The following is an 18343-nucleotide window of genomic DNA, read 5'->3' on the forward strand; positions in this document are numbered from 1 at the left end:
CGAGAGCGACGCGTGCACTGTGCGCGCCGCGCACAACGGAACCCTATCGATCGGCAGCGGGTGCGCGGTTTGCGGCGCAGATTCGCTGCGAGGACCCAATTCGTAACGAGAGTGTCGAGTGAACGTTTTCTTTGAGGAATCAGGCGGTTTGAAGGCGGGTAGCGTGCTGTCGCGCCAAGGCGATGCGCTGCAGGTCGAACTGCCGGGCGGCCGGCGCGCGAAGGTGCGCGCCAAGGACGTGCTGATCGAGTTCGACAAGCCGAGCGCGGCCGAACTGCTGCAAGAGGCCGATGCTGCCGCGCAGCAGATCGATCTCGATTTTTTGTGGGAGTGCGCGCCGGCGGACGAATTTCCGTTCGCCGCGCTTGCGAGCGAATATTTCGGGGCGCAAGCGGGCGCGGTCGAGCGCGCGGCACTCGTGCTGCGCATGCAAGGCGCGCCCGTCTACTTTCGTCGCAAGGGCCGCGGACAGTACCAGCGCGCGCCTGAAGAGCAATTGAAGATGGCGCTCGCGGGGCTCGAACGCAAGCGTCAGCAGGCGCTCGTGCAGGCGCAATACGAGGAAGAGCTCAAGGCTGGCCGGCTGCCCGAGGCGTTTCGCGGCAAGGCGCTCGGGCTGCTCACGAAGCCCGACAAAAACGGGATCGAATACAAGGCGCTCGAAGGCGCCGCCGCGGCGCGCGGCGTCTCGACGGCGCGGCTCATGCTCGACTGCGGTGGGGTCGCGTCGGCCCGCGCGCTGCACGAGGCGCGGTTTCTGTCCGAATACTTTCCGCACGGCACCGGTTTTTCGCCCGTGACGCCGGGGCCCGTTCCGGAAGACTTGCCGACGGCGCACGTGCGCGCGTTCTCGATCGACGACATCACGACGACGGAGATCGACGACGCGTTTTCGGTCGAGTTGCTCTCCGATGATCGCGTTCGCGTCGGCGTGCATATTGCCGCGCCGTCGCTCGGCATCGCGCGCGGCGACGCCGTCGATGCGATTGCGCGGGCTCGGCTGTCGACCGTCTACATGCCCGGCGACAAGATCACGATGCTGCCCGACGAGGTCGTCGAAGCCTTCACGCTCAAAGAGGGCGGATTGCGGCCCGCGCTCTCGCTCTACGTCATCGTCAACCGCGGCACGCAGGACATCGTCGCCACGGAAACGCGCGCCGAGCTCGTCCACGTGGAGAGCAACCTGCGCCACAACACGCTCGACGCGTGCGTGACCGAAGAGGCGCTCGCCGCCGGCAGCGGCGACTATCCGCACAAGGATGAGATCGCCTTGCTGTGGCCGCTCGCGCAAGCGCTGTTCGAAAAACGGCAGGCCGCGCGCGCCGGCTATGGCCTGCGGCGCGAGGTGCCGGGCAATACGGATTACAACTTCTACGTCGACGGCGAGCACGTCACGATCACGCCGCGCCGTCGCGGCTCGCCGCTCGATCTGATCGTCGCCGAGCTCGCGATTCTCGCCAATTCGACGTGGGGCGCGCTGCTGCACGATCACGGCGTGCCCGGCATTTACCGGACGCAACGCACCTTTGCCGCGGCGGGGCCGAAGCGCACGCGCATGCAGACGAGCGCGGCGCCGCACGAAGGCCTTGGCGTCGCGCAGTACGCATGGAGCACGTCGCCGCTGCGCCGCTATGTCGACCTCGTCAATCAATGGCAGTTGCTCGCCTGCGTCCAGCATGGCGTCGCGGCCAAGCTCGTTGCGCCGTTCAAGCCGAAAGACGCCGATCTGTTCGCTGTCGTGCAGGGCTTCGACGACACCTATACCGCCTACGCCGATCATCAGCGCCGGATGGAGTATTTCTGGTGCTTGCGGTGGCTGACGCAGGAGCACAAGAAGGAGGTCGTCGCGGCGGTGGTCAAGGGCGATCTCGTGCGGCTCGAGGAAGTGCCGTTGCTGCTTCACGTTCCGGGGCTCGGCGTGCATGCGCGTGGTACGCGCATCGTGCTCGAAGTGATGTCGGTCGACGAGCTGACCATCGAGGCGTCGGTGCGTCCGATTCGCGTGCTCGATGCGCCCGGCGCGGCGTCCGCTACCGCGGAGGACGAAGAGGAAGAGGCGGAGGTCATCGACGCGCCCGATACGTCGGCTGAAAGCGAAGGGGAAGCGCAGGCCGAAGCGGGGGAAGGTGCGACGGAAGAAGGGGCGGAAGAAGGCGGCGAGACGGCGCATGGATCGACCAACGGCGGCGGTGCGGCCGATGCCGAAGGCCCGCAAGCGTCGGACGCATCAGGCGGTGCGACGCGATCTGCACAGGTGACGCAATGAGCGAAGCGAGCGGGCACGGGACGCAAGGCGTCCCGCCGATTGCGCCCGCCGCCTCTGGCAGCGACCTCTATGCGGTGGTCGGCAATCCGATCGCGCACAGCAAATCGCCGTTCATTCACGCGCGCTTTGCGGAGCAAACGGGCGAGCGGGTCGACTATCAGCGCCTGCTCGCGCCCGTCGACGCCTTCGTCGACACTGTGCGCGCATTCGTTGCGGCGGGCGGGCGCGGCCTGAACGTGACCGTGCCGTTCAAGCTCGAGGCGCATGCGTTGGCCGACCGGCTTTCGCCGCGCGCGGCTGCGGCGGGCGCCGTGAATACGCTGCGGTTCGACGCCGACGGCATCTACGGCGACAACACGGACGGCGTGGGCCTCGTTACCGACATCGAGACGAATTTGGGCATGCGCTTTGCCGGCGCACGCGTTTTGCTCCTCGGCGCGGGCGGTGCGGCGCGCGGCGCGATATTGCCGATGCTCGAGCGCGGGCCGCGGGCATTGACGATCGCCAATCGCACGGTGCAAAAGGCGCAAGCACTCGTCGAGCAATTCGCTCGAGCGGCTCACGAGGCGGGGTGTGCGTTGTCGGGCGGCGCGCCCGCGGTGGTCGAGCCCGAGCCGTACGACATCATCGTCAACGCGACGGCCGGTTCCCTGGCAGCGGCGGTGCCTGAGTGCGACGCACGGGCCTTTGGCCCCCGCACGCTCGCCTACGACATGATGTACGGCGCGCAGCCGACGGTGTTCATGCGGCACGCCCAGGCGCTCGGCGCGAACGTGTCGGACGGGCTGGGGATGCTCGTCGGGCAGGCCGCCGAGTCGTTTTGGATATGGCGCGGTGTGCGGCCCGACAGCGCTCCGGTGCTTGCCGAGCTGCGCGCGATGTTGGCGGCGTCGGCGTAGGTCGCGATGGACGGGATGGCGCCCTTGGCGGTGCGCGAGGCGCGGCCGTCGCGAGTGCGAACGGTCGAGACGCATCGATGACGAAAACGAGACAGCGAACGGGAAAGGGCATCGCTGGTTGGGTGCTGTATGCGGTGGCGGTATGCGCGTTTGCCTGGGTCGCCACGCAGGCGTATTACTTCGTGCAGATTGCCGTATGGACCGTCGTCGATCCGAGTTCGACGGCGTTCATGCGGGCCGACGCCTGGCGGCTCGCGCAGGACCGGCCCGACGTCGCGATTCAGCATCAATGGGTGCCCTACGATCGCATCTCGCGGAATCTGAAGCGCGCGATCATCGCGTCGGAAGACGCCAATTTCGTCAACAACAACGGCTACGAGACCGACGCGATCTTGCAGGCGTGGGAGAAGAACAAGGCGAGAGGCAGGATCGTCGCCGGGGGCTCGACGATCTCTCAGCAGCTCGCGCGCAATCTGTTTCTCTCGCGGCAAAAGAGCTATGTCCGCAAGGGGCAGGAGCTCATCATCACCTGGATGCTCGAGACGCTGATGGACAAGCAGCGCATCTTCGAGATCTATCTGAACTCGGTGGAGTGGGGCAACGGCGTGTACGGCGCGCAGGCGGCCGCCCGCTACTACTATCGGTGCTCGGCCGCCCAATTGACTGTTTGGCAGTCGGCTCGGCTCGCCGTCATGCTGCCGAATCCGAAATATTTCGACCAGCATCGCTCGTCCGCCTATCTCAAGCAGCGCTCGGGTGTCATCGCGCGGCGCATGGGCGCCGCCGAAGTGCCGCGATGAGCTGCGATGGGCCGCTAGCTTTCGGCAGCCCCAATGTCCACCCGGCTGCTCGGTTCGCTCAGTTGTCTTCCCAATAAGCCATGCTTTCGCTCTCGCGCGAGACGAATCTGAATCCCTTCGGTCGTTCGCCCGACGCATTGGGAAACTCAGCGAGGATGCCGAATTTGCCTGAATCAGGGTATTCGGCGATTTCGGGCAGCATTTTCGTGCTCACGGCCAAGTACTTCAATTCCACGTCGCCCGTATTCGCGATTTGATGCGCCGCCTCGGGGCCACCGGGCGGACACGCGATGACGTCGCCCGCGCGGATCGGATAGACGGCCTCGCCGATGCGCACCTCTCCCGTTCCCTCCAGCACGAAAAACATTTCTTCGTTCACGCGATGGTTGTGAAACGGAAACCCGCGCTTGCCCGGCGCGAGTGCCGTCACGTTGTAGCCGAGCTTCTGCGCACCGACGTGCGGACTGATCGCACCCATGCGTGGGGCGTAGCGCTCGGCCATCGATTCGGGGGGCGCTACGCCGGCCGGTAGTGGGGACAGTTCGATGTCGGCCAGATTGATGATCGGTTTCATTTTTCGCTCCTTTTGGGAGAAGTGGGGCTGTCGGGTGAAAAGCGTGCTTGTGACGGTGGCGGTGACCGTGCCGCTCGGGCGCCGGGATTCGACGAGCCATGCGATGCAGCTCGAGGCGCAACGCGCACGGCATCTTGCCACGGCTCGGCGCGAATCAGGGTTATCTCAGTATATGGGTAGGTCATTCAAATGTTGGAGCTGACGCAAGGCGTGCCTACAATTCGTCGCAAGCGGTCGAAATGACCGCGCTGAGCACTACATGAGACGAAGCGATTCGAGAGCGAAGCATCTCAACCGCATGGAGACGCGCCCGATGACTGCCCCTGACAACGACCTGGCCCATCCCGCCGTGATGGGCGACGCATCCGAGCCTGCCCTCGGCTCCCCTGCCGCCGGTGCGGCCGGCCCCGCGCCGATCGGCGGATCTCCCCTCGAAATCAACGAGTCGCAGGCGGGCACCCAAACGCTGTTGCGCGGCCTGGCCATCATCGAGGCGTGCGCCTCGGGCGCCCGCGACATGCGCGCGTTCGCCGCGGCGCTCGGGACCACACGCAGCACCACGCACCGCCTCGTGAGCAGCCTCGTGCAGGCGCGCTATCTGCGTCACAACGCGCAGGGTTATCAGCTCGGTCCCAAGCTCATCGAGCTCGGCACGATCGCGCTCGAGCAAATGCCGCTGACGGCGGTGGCGCGTCCCTACCTCGAACGTCTGTCGGAAGCGACGCTCGACACGATCCACCTCGGCGTACGCGACGGCGACGACGTGCTTTACATCGACAAGATCGCCGGTACGCGCGGCCTCGAAATGCGCTCGCGCGTCGGTCATCGCATGCCGCTCGCCTCGACGGGGATCGGCAAGGCATTGATGCTCGATTTGTCCCCTCAGACGTGGGGCACGCTTTACGACTCGGCCAGGCGCGCGCTCGAGAGCGTGCGTCTCGAGAACGACAATCGCGCCGACAAGCCGATGTTCCTGCAAAGGATGGTCCGTTACTCGGCAGGCGGTTTCTCGTTCGATCTCGAGGAGAACGAACCGTCGATCCGCTGTGTGGCAGGGCCCATCCGCGATGCATCCGGAACGATCATCGCGGCCGTGTCGGTGGCGAGCACGATTCCCTACATGCCGCTCGAACGGATGGACGAACTGATCCCGATCGTGCAGCGCGAAGCGCGCGCGATCTCCGAAGAACTCGGCTGGGTTGCACCCGGCGCACGCCGTATCAAACGATGAGCGTTGTTCAAGCTATGACCGCACGACCGGTACTGATCGGACTCGACTGGGGTACCACGGCCATGCGTGCGTATTTGTTCGATGCGCTCGGCGCGGTCATCGATACGCGTGCCTCGACCGACGGCATCATGCGATTGCCGCAGATAGGCGGATTCGACGCGGCGTTCGAGGCCGCGTGCGGCGATTGGCTCGAATCGTCGCCGAACCTGCCCGTGATCGCGGCGGGCATGGTCGGCAGCGCGCAAGGCTGGCGCGAGGCGCCGTATATCGACACGCCGGCCGACGCGTCGGCGCTCGTCGCGGGCATCGTGCGCGTCACGACGGCGCGCGGCGTCCGTATGCATATCGTGCCGGGCGTCATCGAGCGCGGTGAATTGCCGAATGTGATGCGCGGCGAGGAAACGCAAATCGTCGGGGCGCTCGCGAGCGATGCGATCGGCGGCGACACGCGCACGCTCGTAGGCCTGCCGGGCACGCATGCGAAGTGGGCCGTCGTACGCGGCGAGCGCGTGGAGTCGTTTCATACGTTCATGACGGGCGAGCTTTACGCGGCACTGCGCGATCACACGATTCTCGGGCGCACGATGGTCGAGCCGGCCCAACTCGATACGCAAGCATTTCTGCGCGGCGTGACGGTGGCCAAACACGCGCATCGCGCCGGGCTGCTCGCGACGATTTTCAGCACGCGCACGCTCGGCTTGACGGGCACGCTGCCGGCCGAACAGCAGCCCGATTATTTGTCAGGACTCCTAATCGGTCACGAGCTGTGCGGGCTGGCCGCACTGCTCGAGTCGCGCGGCGCGACGCTCGTAGGCGAAGCGCCGCGCTTGATCGGCAGCACAGCGTTGTGCGAGCGCTATCGGCTCGCGTTGACGCAGTTCGGTTGCGTGCGTGCCAGCGTCGTCGAGGCCGCGGCCGAACACGGGCTGTGGCGGATCGCCACGCAGGCCGGACTCGTCGAGCGACATGCGACCGCGCCCACGAGTTGACGCACACCGTACCAAGATCGCCGAACGACCGGCAACGACATAGCCATCCGACGAATCGTTAGGGAATTGAATCAAGGTAGTACGCCATGCAAACCGAATTCGATCTGCCGAAGCCATACCATCCTCATGCGCGTTTCATGGTCGCGTTCGACGCGTGTCCGTTGATCGCGATTCTGCGCGGCGTGACGCCCGGCGAAGTGGTGGCGCACGGCAATGCGTTGTACGACGCCGGTTTTCGTATCGTCGAAGTGCCGCTCAATTCGCCCGATCCGCTCTCCAGCATTGCCGCCCTGCGCAAGGCGCTGCCGGCCGATGCGATCGTCGGGGCGGGCACGGTGCTGCGGCAGGCCTTCGTTGCCGACGTTGCGGGAGCGGGTGGCGAACTGATCGTGATGCCTCACGGCGATACTGAAATCATTAGGACTGCTAAGGAAATTGGCATGGCTTGCGCGCCCGGCGTCGCGACGCCGACCGAAGCGTTCGCCGCGCTCGCGAGCGGTGCCGACGTGCTCAAGCTGTTTCCGGCCGAGCAGTTGGGCGCGCACGTGGTCAAAGCCTGGCGCGCGGTGATCGCCAAGCGCGTGCCGCTCGTGCCGGTGGGCGGCGTCACGCCCGAGAACATGGGCATGCAGGTTGCGGCCGGCGCAAACGGCTTCGGCCTCGGTTCCGCGCTGTATCGCCCCGGGCAAGACGTCGAGGCGACGACCGCGCACGCGCGGGCGTTCATCGCGGCGTGGCGCGTATTGAAAGAGGGAGCGGTGTGATGGGCCGGCTCGCAGGCAAGGTCGCGCTCGTGACGGGCGCCGGCCGTGGGATCGGTGAAGCGATTGCGCACGCGTTCGCGCGCGAAGGCGCTGCCACGGTGCTGGCCGAACTCGACCACGATGCCGCATGCCGTGTCGCCGAGCAGATCGAGGCCGCGACGCCGGGCGCGCGCGTGCTCGCCGTGCGCACCGACGTGACGCAGCCGCCGTCCGTCTGCGATGCGCGCGATGCGGCCGAGCACGCGTTCGGTCCGATCGACGTGCTCGTCAACAACGCCGGCATCAATGTGTTTTGCGATCCGCTCACGATGAGCGACGACGACTGGCGGCGCTGCTTCGCCGTCGATCTCGACGGCGTCTGGAACGGCTGCAAGGCCGTGCTGCCGGGCATGGTCGAGCGTGGGCGCGGCAGCATCGTGAACATCGCGTCGACGCACGCATTTCAGATCATCCCGGGGTGCTTTCCGTATCCCGTCGCGAAGCACGGCGTGCTGGGCCTTACGCGCGCGCTCGGCATCGAATACGCGGCGAAGCAGGTGCGCGTCAATGCAATCGCGCCCGGCTATGTGGAAACGCAGCTCACGCACGATTGGTGGAATGCGCAGCCCGATCCCGAAGCCGCGCGCCAGGCAACGCTGGCCTTGCAGCCGATGAAGCGGATCGGGCAGCCGCGGGAGGTAGCGATGACGGCGGTGTTTCTCGCATCGGACGAGGCGCCGTTCATCAATGCCGCTTGCATCACGATCGACGGTGGGCGCACGGCGCTCTACCACGATTGACATGAAAGATTGATTTAGTTGCCGTGCGGCGGTCCCGCGCGGCGACGTGAGAACCGGATGACGCACTGGCCGCGTGAGTCATCCGACAAGACAACGCGGCCGAACGCTCAATCAGACAGGAGACAGACCTCATGAAGCGCAGAATTTTCCTCACACTGGCCGCCGCCGCGGTGACTTCGATGGTTGCGGGCGTCCCGGCCGCGCAAGCTGCCGACCAGGTCAAGATCGGCTTTCTCGTGAAGCAGCCTGAAGAGCCCTGGTTCCAGGACGAATGGAAATTCGCCGAGACGGCCGCCAAGAAGGACGGCTTCACGCTCGTGAAGATCGGTGCCACCTCGGGCGAAAAGGTGATGAGTGCGATCGACAACCTCGCTGCCCAAAAGGCGCAAGGTTTCATCATCTGCACGCCCGACGTGAAGCTCGGGCCGGGCATCGTCGCAAAGGCGAAGGCCGACGGTCTGAAGATGATGACGGTGGACGACCGCCTCGTGGACGGCAGCGGCAAACCGATCGCGTCGGTGCCGCATATGGGTATTTCGGCCTATAACATCGGTCAGCAGGTCGGCAAGGGCATCATCGACGAAATCAAGAAGCGCGGCTGGGATATGAAGGACGTCGGCGCGATCGACGTGACCTACGAGGAATTGCCGACGGCGCACGATCGCACGCAAGGCGCAACCGACGTTCTTCTTGCGTCGGGCTTCCCGAAGGCGAACGTCATTGCCGCGCCGCAAGCGAAGACCGATACGGAAAACGCGTTCAACGCCGCCAACATCGCCATCACGAAGAACCCGCAGTTCAAGCACTGGGTGGCGTACGGCCTGAACGACGAAGCGGTGCTCGGCGCCGTGCGCGCGGCGGAAAGCCGGGGCTTCAAGGCTGACAACATGATCGGCATCGGTATCGGCGGCTCGGATTCGGCACTCAACGAATTCAAGAAGCCGGCGACGACGGGCTTCTTCGGCACGGTCATCATCAGTCCGAAGCGCCACGGCGAAGAGACGTCGAACCTCATGTATGCCTGGATCACGCAAGGCAAGGAGCCGCCGCTCCTGACGTTGACGACGGGCATGCTGGCCACGCGCGGCAACGTGGAGCAAGTGCGTCAAGAGATGGGGCTCGCCGCGAAGTAATCGGCGCAGCTTTCCAGGCCGGCCGCGCGTCGGTTCAGTGACGAACGCGACGGGCGGCCGGCTTGGATGACCCTTCAGTGCGAGGACAGGTGAGATGTCTGCAACATTGCGATTTGACAATATCGGCAAGGTGTTTCCGGGCGTTCGCGCGCTCGACGGCGTGTCGTTCGAAGTCGAGCCCGGCCAGGTGCACGGGCTCATGGGCGAGAACGGCGCGGGCAAGTCGACGCTGCTCAAAATTTTAGGCGGCGAGTATCAACCCGACTCGGGCCGCATCATGATGGACGGCCAGGAGGTGCGTTTTCCGAGCGCGGCGGCCTCGATCGCTGCGGGCGTCGCGGTGATTCACCAGGAGCTGCAATACGTTCCCGATCTGACCGTGACGGAAAACCTGCTGCTCGGCCGGTTGCCGAACGCATTCGGCTGGGTGCACAAGCGCGACGCCAAGCGTTTCGTGCGGGAACGGCTGGGCGCGATGGGCGTCGATCTCGACCCGAACGCGAAGCTCGGACGGTTGTCGATCGCGCAGCGGCAGATGGTCGAAATCTGCAAGGCGCTGCTACGTAACGCGCGCGTCATCGCGCTCGACGAGCCGACGAGTTCGCTTTCGCATCGCGAGACCGAAGTGCTGTTCAAGCTCGTGCGCGAGTTGCAGGCCGATGACCGCGCGCTCATCTACATCTCGCACCGGATGGACGAGATCTACGAGCTGTGCACTGCCTGTACGATCTTTCGCGACGGCCGCAAGGTCGCATCGCATCCGTCGCTCGCCGAGGTCAAGCGCGAGACGATCGTCAAGGAGATGGTCGGGCGTGAGATTGCCGACATCTACGGCTATCGGTCTCGACACCACGGCGAGGTGCGGCTTGTCGTCGATGCCGTCGAAGGCCACGGCCTGTCGGCGCCCGCGAGCTTTTCCGTGCGAGCCGGTGAAATCGTCGGCTTCTTCGGGCTGGTGGGCGCGGGCCGCAGCGAATTGATGCGGCTCGTCTACGGCGCCGAAAAACGGCGCGGCGGACATCTGACGCTCGACGGCGCCGCCGCCGACGTGAAAAGCCCGACGCATGCGATTCGCCGCGGGATCGTGCTGTGCCCCGAAGACCGCAAGGAAGAGGGCATCGTCGCGATGGCCTCGGTTGCCGAGAACATCAACATCAGTTGCCGGCGGCACGGCTTGCGTGCGGGATTGTTCCTCAATCGCGCGAAAGAGGCCGAGACGGCCGATCGCTTCATCAAGCTTTTGAAGATCAAAACGCCGAGCCGGCGGCAGAAGATCCGCCTGCTCTCGGGCGGCAATCAGCAAAAGACGATCTTGTCGCGCTGGCTCGCCGAGCCCGATCTCAAGGTTGTCATTCTGGACGAACCGACGCGCGGAATCGACGTCGGCGCGAAGCACGAGATCTATAACGTCATCTATGAGCTTGCCGAGCGCGGCTGCGCCGTGGTGATGGTGTCGTCGGAGCTGCCCGAGGTGCTCGGCGTCTCCGATCGCATCGTCGTCATGCGCGAGGGGCGGATCGCGGGCGAACTCGCGCGCGATAAGGCGAGCGAGCCTGCGCTGTTGGAGTTCGCGCTGCCTCAAGGCGGGCGTGCCGCACGCGAAGCGGCTTGAGCGCCGAGCGGCGTGCGGCGGTATGCGGCACCGCGATGAAGAACGGTGCCCGAAACGGAACGGATGCAACGAAGACCCGTCGCGAACGGGGTGAAGGAGTCACGACATGCAAACAAGAGAAAACCTCGTAGAGGCGGGCGCCAAGCGCGCGGCCGAAGCGCTGATCCCGCAGCAGAACGATCGGCAGAAGTGGTGGCAGCAGGTCACCGAATACAGCCTTATCCTGATTTTCGCCCTCATGTTCCTGACGACGTCGCTGACCGTCGATCACTTCTTCTCGATCGAGAACATGCTCGGCCTCGCGTTGTCGGTCTCGCAGATCGGCATGGTCGCTTGCACGATGATGTTCTGTCTTGCGTCGCGCGACTTCGATCTGTCCGTCGGCTCCATCGTCGCGTTCGCGGGCGTGCTCTGCGCGATGGTGCTCAACGCGACGAACAGCACGTTCCTTGCCATCGTCGCCGCGGTGGCGGCCGGCGCCGCGATCGGCTGGGTCAACGGCGCGGTGATCGCCTATCTGCGCATCAACGCGCTGATCACGACGCTCGCGACGATGGAGATCGTGCGCGGTCTCGGCTTCATCGTCTCGCATGGGCAGGCCGTGGGTGTTTCGTCGGACACGTTCATCGCGCTCGGCGGATTGGCGCTGTTCGGCGTGTCGCTGCCGATCTGGGTCACGCTGGTCTGCTTCATCGGGTTCGGCGTGCTGCTCAATCAGACCGTCTACGGCCGCAACACGCTCGCGATCGGCGGCAATCCGGAAGCGTCGCGTCTGGCCGGGATCAATGTCGAGCGCACGCGCGTCTTGATCTTCCTGATTCAAGGCGCCGTGACGGCGTTGGCCGGTGTGATTCTGGCATCGCGCATCACGTCGGGCCAGCCGAATGCCGCGGAAGGCTTCGAGCTGAACGTCATCTCGGCGTGCGTGCTCGGCGGCGTGTCGCTGCTAGGCGGTCGCGCGACGATTTCGGGCGTCGTGATCGGCGTGCTCATCATGGGCACCGTCGAGAACGTCATGAACCTGTTGAACATCGACGCGTTCTATCAGTACCTCGTGCGCGGCGCGATTCTGCTCGCGGCCGTGCTGCTCGATCAGCTCAAGAACCGCGGCTCGCGCGATTGAGCGATTGCCGCACACGGGTCCGCGCCTGAACACGGACCCGCTGTCTTACGGAGATTTTTCACGATGGCGCTTCCCGACCATCCGCAACTGGGCCCCTATGCCCGTTATCCGAGCCTCGTCGGTCGCACCGTGTTCATCACGGGCGGCGCGACCGGCATCGGGGCTGCGTTCGTTCAGCACTTCGCGTTGCAAGGCGCGCGCGTTGCGTTTTGCGACATCGATACGACCGCGGGCGAGGCACTCGCCGATGCACTCGGCGATGCGAGCGAAAAGCCGCTCTTTCTCGCGTGCGACGTGACCGACATCGATGCGCTGCGCGGCGCGATCGCCGATGCGCAAGGCGCGTTCGGCCCGATCACGGTGCTCGTCAACAACGCGGCGAACGACGTGCGGCACTCGCTCGCCGAGGTGACGCCGGCCTCGTTCGACACCGGCATCGCCGTGAATCTGCGGCACCAGTTCTTCGCGGCGCAGGCCGTCGTCGAGGACATGAAGCGCGCGGGCGGCGGCTCGATCATCAATCTCGGTTCGATTAGCTGGATGCTCAAGAACGGCGGCATGCCTGTCTATCTGACGGCCAAGGCCGCGATCGAAGGGCTGACGCGGGCGCTCGCGCGCGATCTCGGCCCGTTCGGCATCCGCGTCAATGCGCTCGTGCCCGGCTGGGTCCTAACGGACAAGCAGCGACGGCTCTGGCTCGACGAAGCGGGCAAACGCGCGCTGAAGGAAGGGCAGTGTCTCGACGGCGAGTTGCTGCCCGAGGATTTGGCGCGCATGGCGCTCTTTCTGGCAGCCGACGACAGCCGCATGGTGACGGGCCAGGACTTCATCGTCGACGGAGGCTGGGCATGAGGACCGAGGGCTATCGGGCGACGCTCGCCGTGCATGCGCGATGCGCGCTCGGCGAGGGAGCCACCTGGTGCGCGCGTACGAGCCGGTTCTATTGGACGGACATCGAGGGCGCGCGCTTGTATCGCTACGACCCGGACACGGGCGAGCGCGCGAGCTGGGCCATGCCGGAGCGGCTGGCGACGTTCGCGCTGTGCGCCGATCCGCATTACCTGTTGCTCGGTCTCGCGACGCATTTGGCATTTTTCGATCTGACGACGCGCGAGCTGCACCGGATCGCGGACGTCGAGCCCGGGCTCGACACGCGCTTGAACGACGGCCGCTGCGACCGGCAGGGGCGGTTCGTCTTCGGGACCAAGTACGAAGGGGGCGATGTTCGCGTGGTCGGGGGCTTTTATCGGCTCGGCCATGATTTGTCGCTGGAGAGGCTGCCTCTACCGACGCCGGCGATCTCGAACAGCATCGGGTTCAGTCCCGACGGCGCGACGATGTACTTCTGCGATACGCCGACGCGCGAAATTCTCGCCTGCGATTACGGCGCTGACGGCACCCTCGGCAACGTGCGCGTTTTCACGCGGCTCGTCGATGCCGACGGCGGGCCGGACGGCTCGACCGTGGATGCCGAAGGCGGGCTGTGGAACGCGCAGTGGGGCGGCGCGCGCGTGGTGCGCTATGGGCCGGATGGGAAGGAGACCGAGCGCGTCAGCTTGCCGGTGAGTCAGCCGAGTTGCGTTGCGCTTGGCGGCCCGCATCTGGCCACGCTTTACGTGACGACCGCGCGCGACGAGCTCGATGGGATCTCGCTGGCGGCCGAGCCTGGCGCCGGCGGCGTTTTCGTCGCATCGAGCCGGCGGCGCGGGTTGCCGGAGCCCGTGTTTCTCGGGCAGTGGCGGTAAACCCCGGGCCGGCCGGGTTAAACCGAAACGATCGACATGAGTCAAAGGCGGCAAAAGACACGCCTTCGTACACTGCCAAGCCGGCGCCGCCGGCTTGGCGCCTCTCGACGGAGCTGATCATGACCGCAGCGAATACCGATGCCATCGCCATGAGGGGGGCGCGTGCGCCTGAAACGCGCCGCGCACGCGTGTCGGACACGCACAGCACGCGCGCGGAAGTGCGCAATGCGAAACTGGCGGCGATCGTGCAGCCGGTGCGCTCGGGGCCGGACACATCGGCGATCGCGCGTGCGGCGGCCGGCACGCACGAAAGCGCCGAGTTGACGCTCGCCAATGCGCAATTGCGGGTCGATCTCGCGCCGGCACTGGGCGGAGGCATGACGCGTTTCGATTGGCACGGCGATGGCGGGCTGCCGACGCCGATTTTCCGCCCCTGCGCGTCGGCGGTGCGATCTGACACCGATCCGAACGCGCTCGCCTGTTACCCACTCGTGCCTTACTCGAACCGGATCGGCCGCGCACGATTTCACTTCGACGGGCGCGATTTTACCGTGCCGCGCAATCGAGGCGCGGAGCCGCTGCCGATTCACGGCGACGGATGGCTGCGCGCCTGGCGCGTCGTCGAACGCGGCGACGCGCATGCGACGCTCGCGCTCGAGCGGGAACGAGCGAAGCCGTACGCTTATCGCGCGACGCTCGGCTATGCGCTCGAGGACGCGACGCTTGCCGTGACGCTTGCCGTCGAAAACGCCGGGCGCGAACCGATGCCGTTCGGGCTCGGGCTTCATCCTTTCTTCGCGCGCGACGCCGACACGCGGCTTTCCGCGGCGGCGAGCGGGTTGTGGCTATCGGGCCCCGATTGGCTGCCCGTGCGCCACGTCTTGGTGCCGCCGGCCTGGGAGTTCGGCGTGGCCTATCCGCTACCCGACGCGCTCGTCAACCACGCTTTCACGCAATGGAGCGGCCGGGCCGCCGTCGTTTGGCCGCGCAAGCGGCTGTCGGTGACGGTCGAGGCGAACGCCGATTACTACGTGCTCTATACGCCGCCCGGCGAGGATTTCTTTTGCTTCGAGCCCGTGGATCATCCGATCAATGCCGTCAACCTACCCGGCGGCGCGTGCGAGCACGGCATGACGGTGCTGGCGCCGGGCGAAACGCTCGCGCGCGAGTTTCGCTTCACGGTCGAGCCGGTCGGGCGGTAGGCGGGCCCGAGCATTCACCGCGTTCATCGGCGTGCGCCGGACGATGCCGGCGAGGGCCCTTGCGCGGGTAGAATACGGGCCTTTCCCGCCACCGGGACGCGTCCCGTTTTCGTCATGACCATCTCCTACTCGTTCGCCCGCTCGCTCGGCGAGGCCTGGCAGCGCACGGGCTCGCTGCTGTGCGTCGGCCTCGATCCCGAACCGTCGCGCTTTCCGGCCGCGCTTGCGAGACGCGCCGACAAGATCTTCGAATTCTGCCGCGACATCGTCGATGCGACGGCGCCGTTCGCGAGCGCGTTCAAGCCGCAGATCGCCTATTTCGCCGCGCATCGGGCCGAAGACCAGCTCGAAGCGCTGATCGCGCACATTCACGAGCGTCACCCTGGGCTGCCGGTCGTGCTCGACGCCAAGCGCGGCGACATCGGCAGCACGGCCGAGCAATACGCGCGCGAGGCGTTCGAGCGCTATCGGGCCGATGCGGTGACGGTCAATCCGTACATGGGCTTCGATTCGATCGAGCCGTATCTCGCGCACGCAGGCAAGGGCGTCATCGTGCTGTGCCGGACGTCGAACCCCGGCGGCTCCGATTTGCAGTTTCTCGAAACGGGTGGGCGGCCGCTCTATCAAGTCGTCGCTTCGCTGGCGGCCGAGAAATGGAATGCGAGCGGGCAACTCGGGCTCGTCGTCGGCGCCACGTTTCCGAACGAGATCGAGGTCGTGCGCGGGATCGTCGGCGACATGCCGCTGTTGATTCCGGGCATCGGCGCCCAGGGCGGCGACGTCGAGGCGACGGTGCGTGCCGGCCGCACGAGCGCGGGAGCGGGGATGATGATCAATTCGTCGCGCGCGATTTTGTACGCGGGCAAGGATGAGGCGTTTGCGCAGGCGGCCGCGCGCGCCGCGCAAGAAACGCGCGACAAGATCAACGCCTACCTTTGATGCGCGCGCTGCTGACGAACGGGTGCCGTTAGCGTTCGTGCTCGTCGATATGCTTGAGCAGGCCGCGCAGCGCGTGCGCGGCCGCTTGTGCGCGAATCTGCTCGCGATCGCCCTTGAAGACGAGCGTCTGCGCCGACGTTTCGAGCCGATTGCTCCAAGCGAAGCAAACCATGCCGACGGGCTTCGTCTCCGTGCCGCCGCCGGGCCCCGCCACGCCCGTGATCGCGAGCGATACCTGCGCGCGGCTGTTGCGCAGCGCGCCTTCCGCCATCGCCCGGGCGACGCTCTCGCTGACGGCGCCATGCTTGTCGATGAGTTCGGCCGGCACGCCGATCATCTCCGTCTTGGCTTGATTCGAATAAGTGACGAAGCCGCGTTCGAACCAACCGCTGCTGCCCGAGATGTCCGTGACAGCGGTAGCGACCATGCCCCCCGTGCACGATTCGGCGGTCGCGAGTAAAAGGCGCGTCTCGCGCAGCTTGTTGCCGGCGCGCACGGCGAGTTGATGGACGACGGAATCGGTGGGCATTGCAATGATCTCGGCTGGGCGGAGGGCGGACGAAGGTTGCGTGACCTCGAATGGTCAAATGGTCATGCGCCACAAGGCGATCACGAGCAGCGTGAAGAACGCGGCGACGAGATCGTCGAGCATGATGCCGAAGCCGCCTTTGACGTGGCGGTCGAAGTAGCGGATCGGCGGTGGCTTGACCATGTCGAAGAAGCGGAACAGCAGGAACGCCCATAGCTGGCCGACGAACGTTTCGGGCGTCACGAACAGCAGCACGAGCCAGAACGCGATGATTTCGTCCCAGACGACGGGGGAGGGGTCGTCCGTGCCGAGCCGGCGCGCCGTGAAGCCGGTCATGTAAATGCCGGCGACGAAGCCCAGGACGATCAGCGCGGCCCACGCCGCGACGGTGAGACGGCCGTCGAGCGCGGCGAACGATACCCACGCGAACAGCGTTCCCATCGTCCCCGGCATCACGGGCGAGAGCCCGCTGCCGAAGCCCAGCGAAAAGAAATGCAGCGGATGCGAGCGCATGAAGCGCGCGCTCGCGCGGCGCTTGGGCGGCCGGGCGGAGGACGAGGCCGGCGCCGGCGGCGCGGACACGGAGGGCGCGGCGGCCGAAGCGGGCGGTGTGCCGCCGGGAAGCGTTGGGTCGGTCGGATCAGTTTGCATCGAAATGGTCGAAGCCGTGCAGCGTCAGCGAAAGCGGCGCCTGCGAGGCGTCGTGCCACGCAATCGTCGGCGCCTCGCTTGCATGACGCAGGGCGCTTATTGTACCGATCCGCGTCACGGCGATGTTCGCGCGCTCGCCGGCATCTGCGATCGCTTCGCGTGCGTGCGGTGGGGCCGTGAAGAGGAGCTCGTAATCGTCGCCGCCGGCGAGCGCACAGCGCCGCTGCGTATCGAGCGGCAGCTTGCGCAGCGCGCTCGATATGGGGACGGTGTCGACGTCGATCGACGCTCGCGCGCGCGAGCGCTCGAGGATGTGGAGCAAGTCGCCCGCCAGCCCGTCGGAGACGTCGAGCGCCGAGTGCGCGAGTCCGCGCAGCGCGAGCCCGAGCGCGATGCGCGGCTCGGGCCGGTCGAGTGCTTGGCGCAACGCGGCGTGCTCGCGTTCATCGAAGAGGCCCTCCGGCCATTCGCCGCGCAAGATGCCGAGCCCGGCTCGCGCGTCGCCGAGCGTGCCCGATACCCAAATGTCGTCGTTCTCGCGCGCGCCGTCGCGACGCAATGCGCCTTGCGCGGGTACGTCGCCGAAGATGGTGACGCACAGATTCAACGGCCCGCGCGTCGTATCGCCCCCGATCAACTGACAATCGAACCGGTTGGCCAGCGCGAACAGGCCTTGTGCGAACGCTTCGAGCCACACCTCGCGTGGCGTTTCGAGCGCGAGCGAGAGCGTAAACGCCCGCGGCTTCGCACCCATCGCCGCGAGGTCCGACAGGTTGACGGCGAGCGTCTTGTGGCCGAGCGCCTGCGGCTCGGCGCTCGCCAGGAAATGCCGGCCCTCGACGAGCATGTCTGTCGAAACGGCCAGCAACTCACCCGGTTCGGGGGCGATCAGCGCGCAATCGTCGCCGATGCCTAATTCGGCGCGCTGCGGGCCGGAGCGCGCGCGCTGAGCGAAGAAGCGTTCGATCAGCGCGAATTCGGAAAGGGACATAGGCAAGCGGAGTCAAGGGGACGAGTAAAGGGTGAGCGGGGTGCGCGGTTGCGTCTACGCGCGGCGCGTTCGCGGCGCGGACGCACCTGGCCGGACGGACAGGGCTGCCGGGACGG

The 18343-nt window shown here is 66.4% G+C and carries 18 protein-coding genes; 14 read left to right on the top strand and 4 right to left on the bottom strand.

All coding sequences use genetic code 11. From position 1 onward, the window contains the following. Window positions 1-118 precede the first annotated feature (118 nt). From J3485_RS03120 to mtgA, 3 genes are all read left to right on the top strand, one after another. On the top strand, window positions 119-2266 hold the full coding sequence (locus tag J3485_RS03120) for a ribonuclease catalytic domain-containing protein (RefSeq protein WP_206951119.1): 2148 nt from the start codon (window positions 119-121) through the stop codon (window positions 2264-2266). Then, window positions 2263-3165 carry a shikimate dehydrogenase gene (aroE, locus tag J3485_RS03125; RefSeq protein WP_206951120.1) on the top strand — a complete coding sequence of 301 codons (903 nt, stop codon included), beginning with the start codon at window positions 2263-2265 and terminating at the stop codon, window positions 3163-3165. Before J3485_RS03120 ends, aroE begins: the two co-directional genes overlap by 4 nt. A 77-nt stretch (window positions 3166-3242) precedes the next feature. Next, entirely contained in the window at window positions 3243-3965 is a 723-nt protein-coding gene (gene mtgA, locus J3485_RS03130) for a monofunctional biosynthetic peptidoglycan transglycosylase (RefSeq protein WP_206951121.1), read from the top strand. Window positions 3966-4023: 58 nt separating this feature from the next. On the opposite strand, the gene J3485_RS03135 is transcribed toward mtgA, so the two are convergent. Beyond that, a complete protein-coding gene (locus tag J3485_RS03135; protein ID WP_206951122.1) occupies window positions 4024-4539 on the bottom strand; it encodes a cupin domain-containing protein in 516 nt (171 codons plus the stop codon). Between the two features lie 313 nt (window positions 4540-4852). Between J3485_RS03135 and J3485_RS03140 the strand changes: the two genes are divergently transcribed. The 11 genes from J3485_RS03140 to pyrF all read left to right on the top strand — a co-directional run bounded on the left by J3485_RS03140 (window position 4853) and on the right by pyrF (window position 16056). Continuing rightward, window positions 4853-5770, top strand: a complete 918-nt coding sequence (locus J3485_RS03140; RefSeq protein ID WP_242538465.1) for an IclR family transcriptional regulator — start codon at window positions 4853-4855, stop codon at window positions 5768-5770. Between the two features lie 14 nt (window positions 5771-5784). After that, window positions 5785-6759, top strand: a complete 975-nt coding sequence (locus J3485_RS03145) for a 2-dehydro-3-deoxygalactonokinase (RefSeq protein ID WP_242538466.1) — start codon at window positions 5785-5787, stop codon at window positions 6757-6759. An 86-nt stretch (window positions 6760-6845) separates the two neighbouring features. Continuing rightward, entirely contained in the window at window positions 6846-7523 is a 678-nt protein-coding gene (locus J3485_RS03150) for a 2-dehydro-3-deoxy-6-phosphogalactonate aldolase (protein ID WP_206951124.1), read from the top strand. After that, the gene (locus J3485_RS03155; RefSeq protein WP_206951125.1) at window positions 7523-8302 is read left to right on the top strand and encodes an SDR family oxidoreductase; all 780 of its coding nucleotides are present in this window, start codon (window positions 7523-7525) and stop codon (window positions 8300-8302) included. Before J3485_RS03150 ends, J3485_RS03155 begins: the two co-directional genes overlap by 1 nt. 131 nt (window positions 8303-8433) lie before the next feature. Then, window positions 8434-9435: an arabinose ABC transporter substrate-binding protein gene (locus J3485_RS03160; RefSeq protein ID WP_206951126.1), complete on the top strand. Its 1002-nt coding sequence runs from the start codon at window positions 8434-8436 to the stop codon at window positions 9433-9435. 94 nt (window positions 9436-9529) lie between these two features. Continuing rightward, window positions 9530-11047, top strand: coding sequence for an L-arabinose ABC transporter ATP-binding protein AraG (gene araG / locus J3485_RS03165; protein ID WP_206951127.1), 1518 nt, complete (start codon window positions 9530-9532; stop codon window positions 11045-11047). Window positions 11048-11153: 106 nt separating this feature from the next. Continuing rightward, window positions 11154-12170, top strand: a complete 1017-nt coding sequence (gene araH / locus J3485_RS03170) for an L-arabinose ABC transporter permease AraH (RefSeq protein ID WP_206951128.1) — start codon at window positions 11154-11156, stop codon at window positions 12168-12170. 63 nt (window positions 12171-12233) lie between these two features. After that, window positions 12234-13022, top strand: coding sequence for an SDR family NAD(P)-dependent oxidoreductase (locus tag J3485_RS03175; protein WP_206951129.1), 789 nt, complete (start codon window positions 12234-12236; stop codon window positions 13020-13022). Further along, window positions 13019-13915 (top strand): SMP-30/gluconolactonase/LRE family protein, encoded by an 897-nt coding sequence (locus J3485_RS03180; RefSeq protein WP_206951130.1) that lies wholly within the window; start codon window positions 13019-13021, stop codon window positions 13913-13915. Before J3485_RS03175 ends, J3485_RS03180 begins: the two co-directional genes overlap by 4 nt. Before the next feature lie 149 nt (window positions 13916-14064). Then, window positions 14065-15117 carry an aldose 1-epimerase gene (locus tag J3485_RS03185; protein ID WP_242538651.1) on the top strand — a complete coding sequence of 351 codons (1053 nt, stop codon included), beginning with the start codon at window positions 14065-14067 and terminating at the stop codon, window positions 15115-15117. 114 nt (window positions 15118-15231) lie between these two features. After that, window positions 15232-16056, top strand: a complete 825-nt coding sequence (gene pyrF / locus J3485_RS03190) for an orotidine-5'-phosphate decarboxylase (RefSeq protein ID WP_206951132.1) — start codon at window positions 15232-15234, stop codon at window positions 16054-16056. A 28-nt stretch (window positions 16057-16084) separates the two neighbouring features. Here the strand turns inward: pyrF and J3485_RS03195 are convergent, their stop codons facing one another. Genes J3485_RS03195 through thiL form a run of 3 tightly spaced genes read right to left on the bottom strand, consistent with a single transcriptional unit; the run spans window position 16085 to window position 18227 of the window. Next, window positions 16085-16585: a CinA family protein gene (locus J3485_RS03195; protein ID WP_206951133.1), complete on the bottom strand. Its 501-nt coding sequence runs from the start codon at window positions 16583-16585 to the stop codon at window positions 16085-16087. A gap of 54 nt (window positions 16586-16639) precedes the next feature. Beyond that, window positions 16640-17236, bottom strand: coding sequence for a phosphatidylglycerophosphatase A family protein (locus J3485_RS03200; protein WP_206951134.1), 597 nt, complete (start codon window positions 17234-17236; stop codon window positions 16640-16642). Continuing rightward, complete coding sequence (gene thiL / locus J3485_RS03205) at window positions 17226-18227, bottom strand: thiamine-phosphate kinase (protein ID WP_206951135.1); 1002 nt, start codon at window positions 18225-18227, stop codon at window positions 17226-17228. Before thiL ends, J3485_RS03200 begins: the two co-directional genes overlap by 11 nt. Window positions 18228-18343: the final 116 nt, after the last annotated feature.

The sequence above is a fragment of the Trinickia acidisoli genome (assembly GCF_017315725.1).
Lineage (GTDB): Bacteria > Pseudomonadota > Gammaproteobacteria > Burkholderiales > Burkholderiaceae > Trinickia > Trinickia acidisoli.

Coding starts and splice junctions, on each gene's coding strand:
- aroE (WP_206951120.1), top strand. CDS start 2,263: ATGAGCGAAGCGAGCGGGCACGGGACGCAAGGCGTCCCGCCGATTGCG.
- mtgA (WP_206951121.1), top strand. CDS start 3,243: ATGACGAAAACGAGACAGCGAACGGGAAAGGGCATCGCTGGTTGGGTG.
- J3485_RS03135 (WP_206951122.1), bottom strand. CDS start 4,539: ATGAAACCGATCATCAATCTGGCCGACATCGAACTGTCCCCACTACCG.
- J3485_RS03140 (WP_242538465.1), top strand. CDS start 4,853: ATGACTGCCCCTGACAACGACCTGGCCCATCCCGCCGTGATGGGCGAC.
- J3485_RS03145 (WP_242538466.1), top strand. CDS start 5,785: ATGACCGCACGACCGGTACTGATCGGACTCGACTGGGGTACCACGGCC.
- J3485_RS03150 (WP_206951124.1), top strand. CDS start 6,846: ATGCAAACCGAATTCGATCTGCCGAAGCCATACCATCCTCATGCGCGT.
- J3485_RS03155 (WP_206951125.1), top strand. CDS start 7,523: ATGGGCCGGCTCGCAGGCAAGGTCGCGCTCGTGACGGGCGCCGGCCGT.
- J3485_RS03160 (WP_206951126.1), top strand. CDS start 8,434: ATGAAGCGCAGAATTTTCCTCACACTGGCCGCCGCCGCGGTGACTTCG.
- araG (WP_206951127.1), top strand. CDS start 9,530: ATGTCTGCAACATTGCGATTTGACAATATCGGCAAGGTGTTTCCGGGC.
- araH (WP_206951128.1), top strand. CDS start 11,154: ATGCAAACAAGAGAAAACCTCGTAGAGGCGGGCGCCAAGCGCGCGGCC.
- J3485_RS03175 (WP_206951129.1), top strand. CDS start 12,234: ATGGCGCTTCCCGACCATCCGCAACTGGGCCCCTATGCCCGTTATCCG.
- J3485_RS03180 (WP_206951130.1), top strand. CDS start 13,019: ATGAGGACCGAGGGCTATCGGGCGACGCTCGCCGTGCATGCGCGATGC.
- J3485_RS03185 (WP_242538651.1), top strand. CDS start 14,065: ATGAGGGGGGCGCGTGCGCCTGAAACGCGCCGCGCACGCGTGTCGGAC.
- pyrF (WP_206951132.1), top strand. CDS start 15,232: ATGACCATCTCCTACTCGTTCGCCCGCTCGCTCGGCGAGGCCTGGCAG.
- J3485_RS03195 (WP_206951133.1), bottom strand. CDS start 16,585: ATGCCCACCGATTCCGTCGTCCATCAACTCGCCGTGCGCGCCGGCAAC.
- J3485_RS03200 (WP_206951134.1), bottom strand. CDS start 17,236: ATGCAAACTGATCCGACCGACCCAACGCTTCCCGGCGGCACACCGCCC.
- thiL (WP_206951135.1), bottom strand. CDS start 18,227: ATGTCCCTTTCCGAATTCGCGCTGATCGAACGCTTCTTCGCTCAGCGC.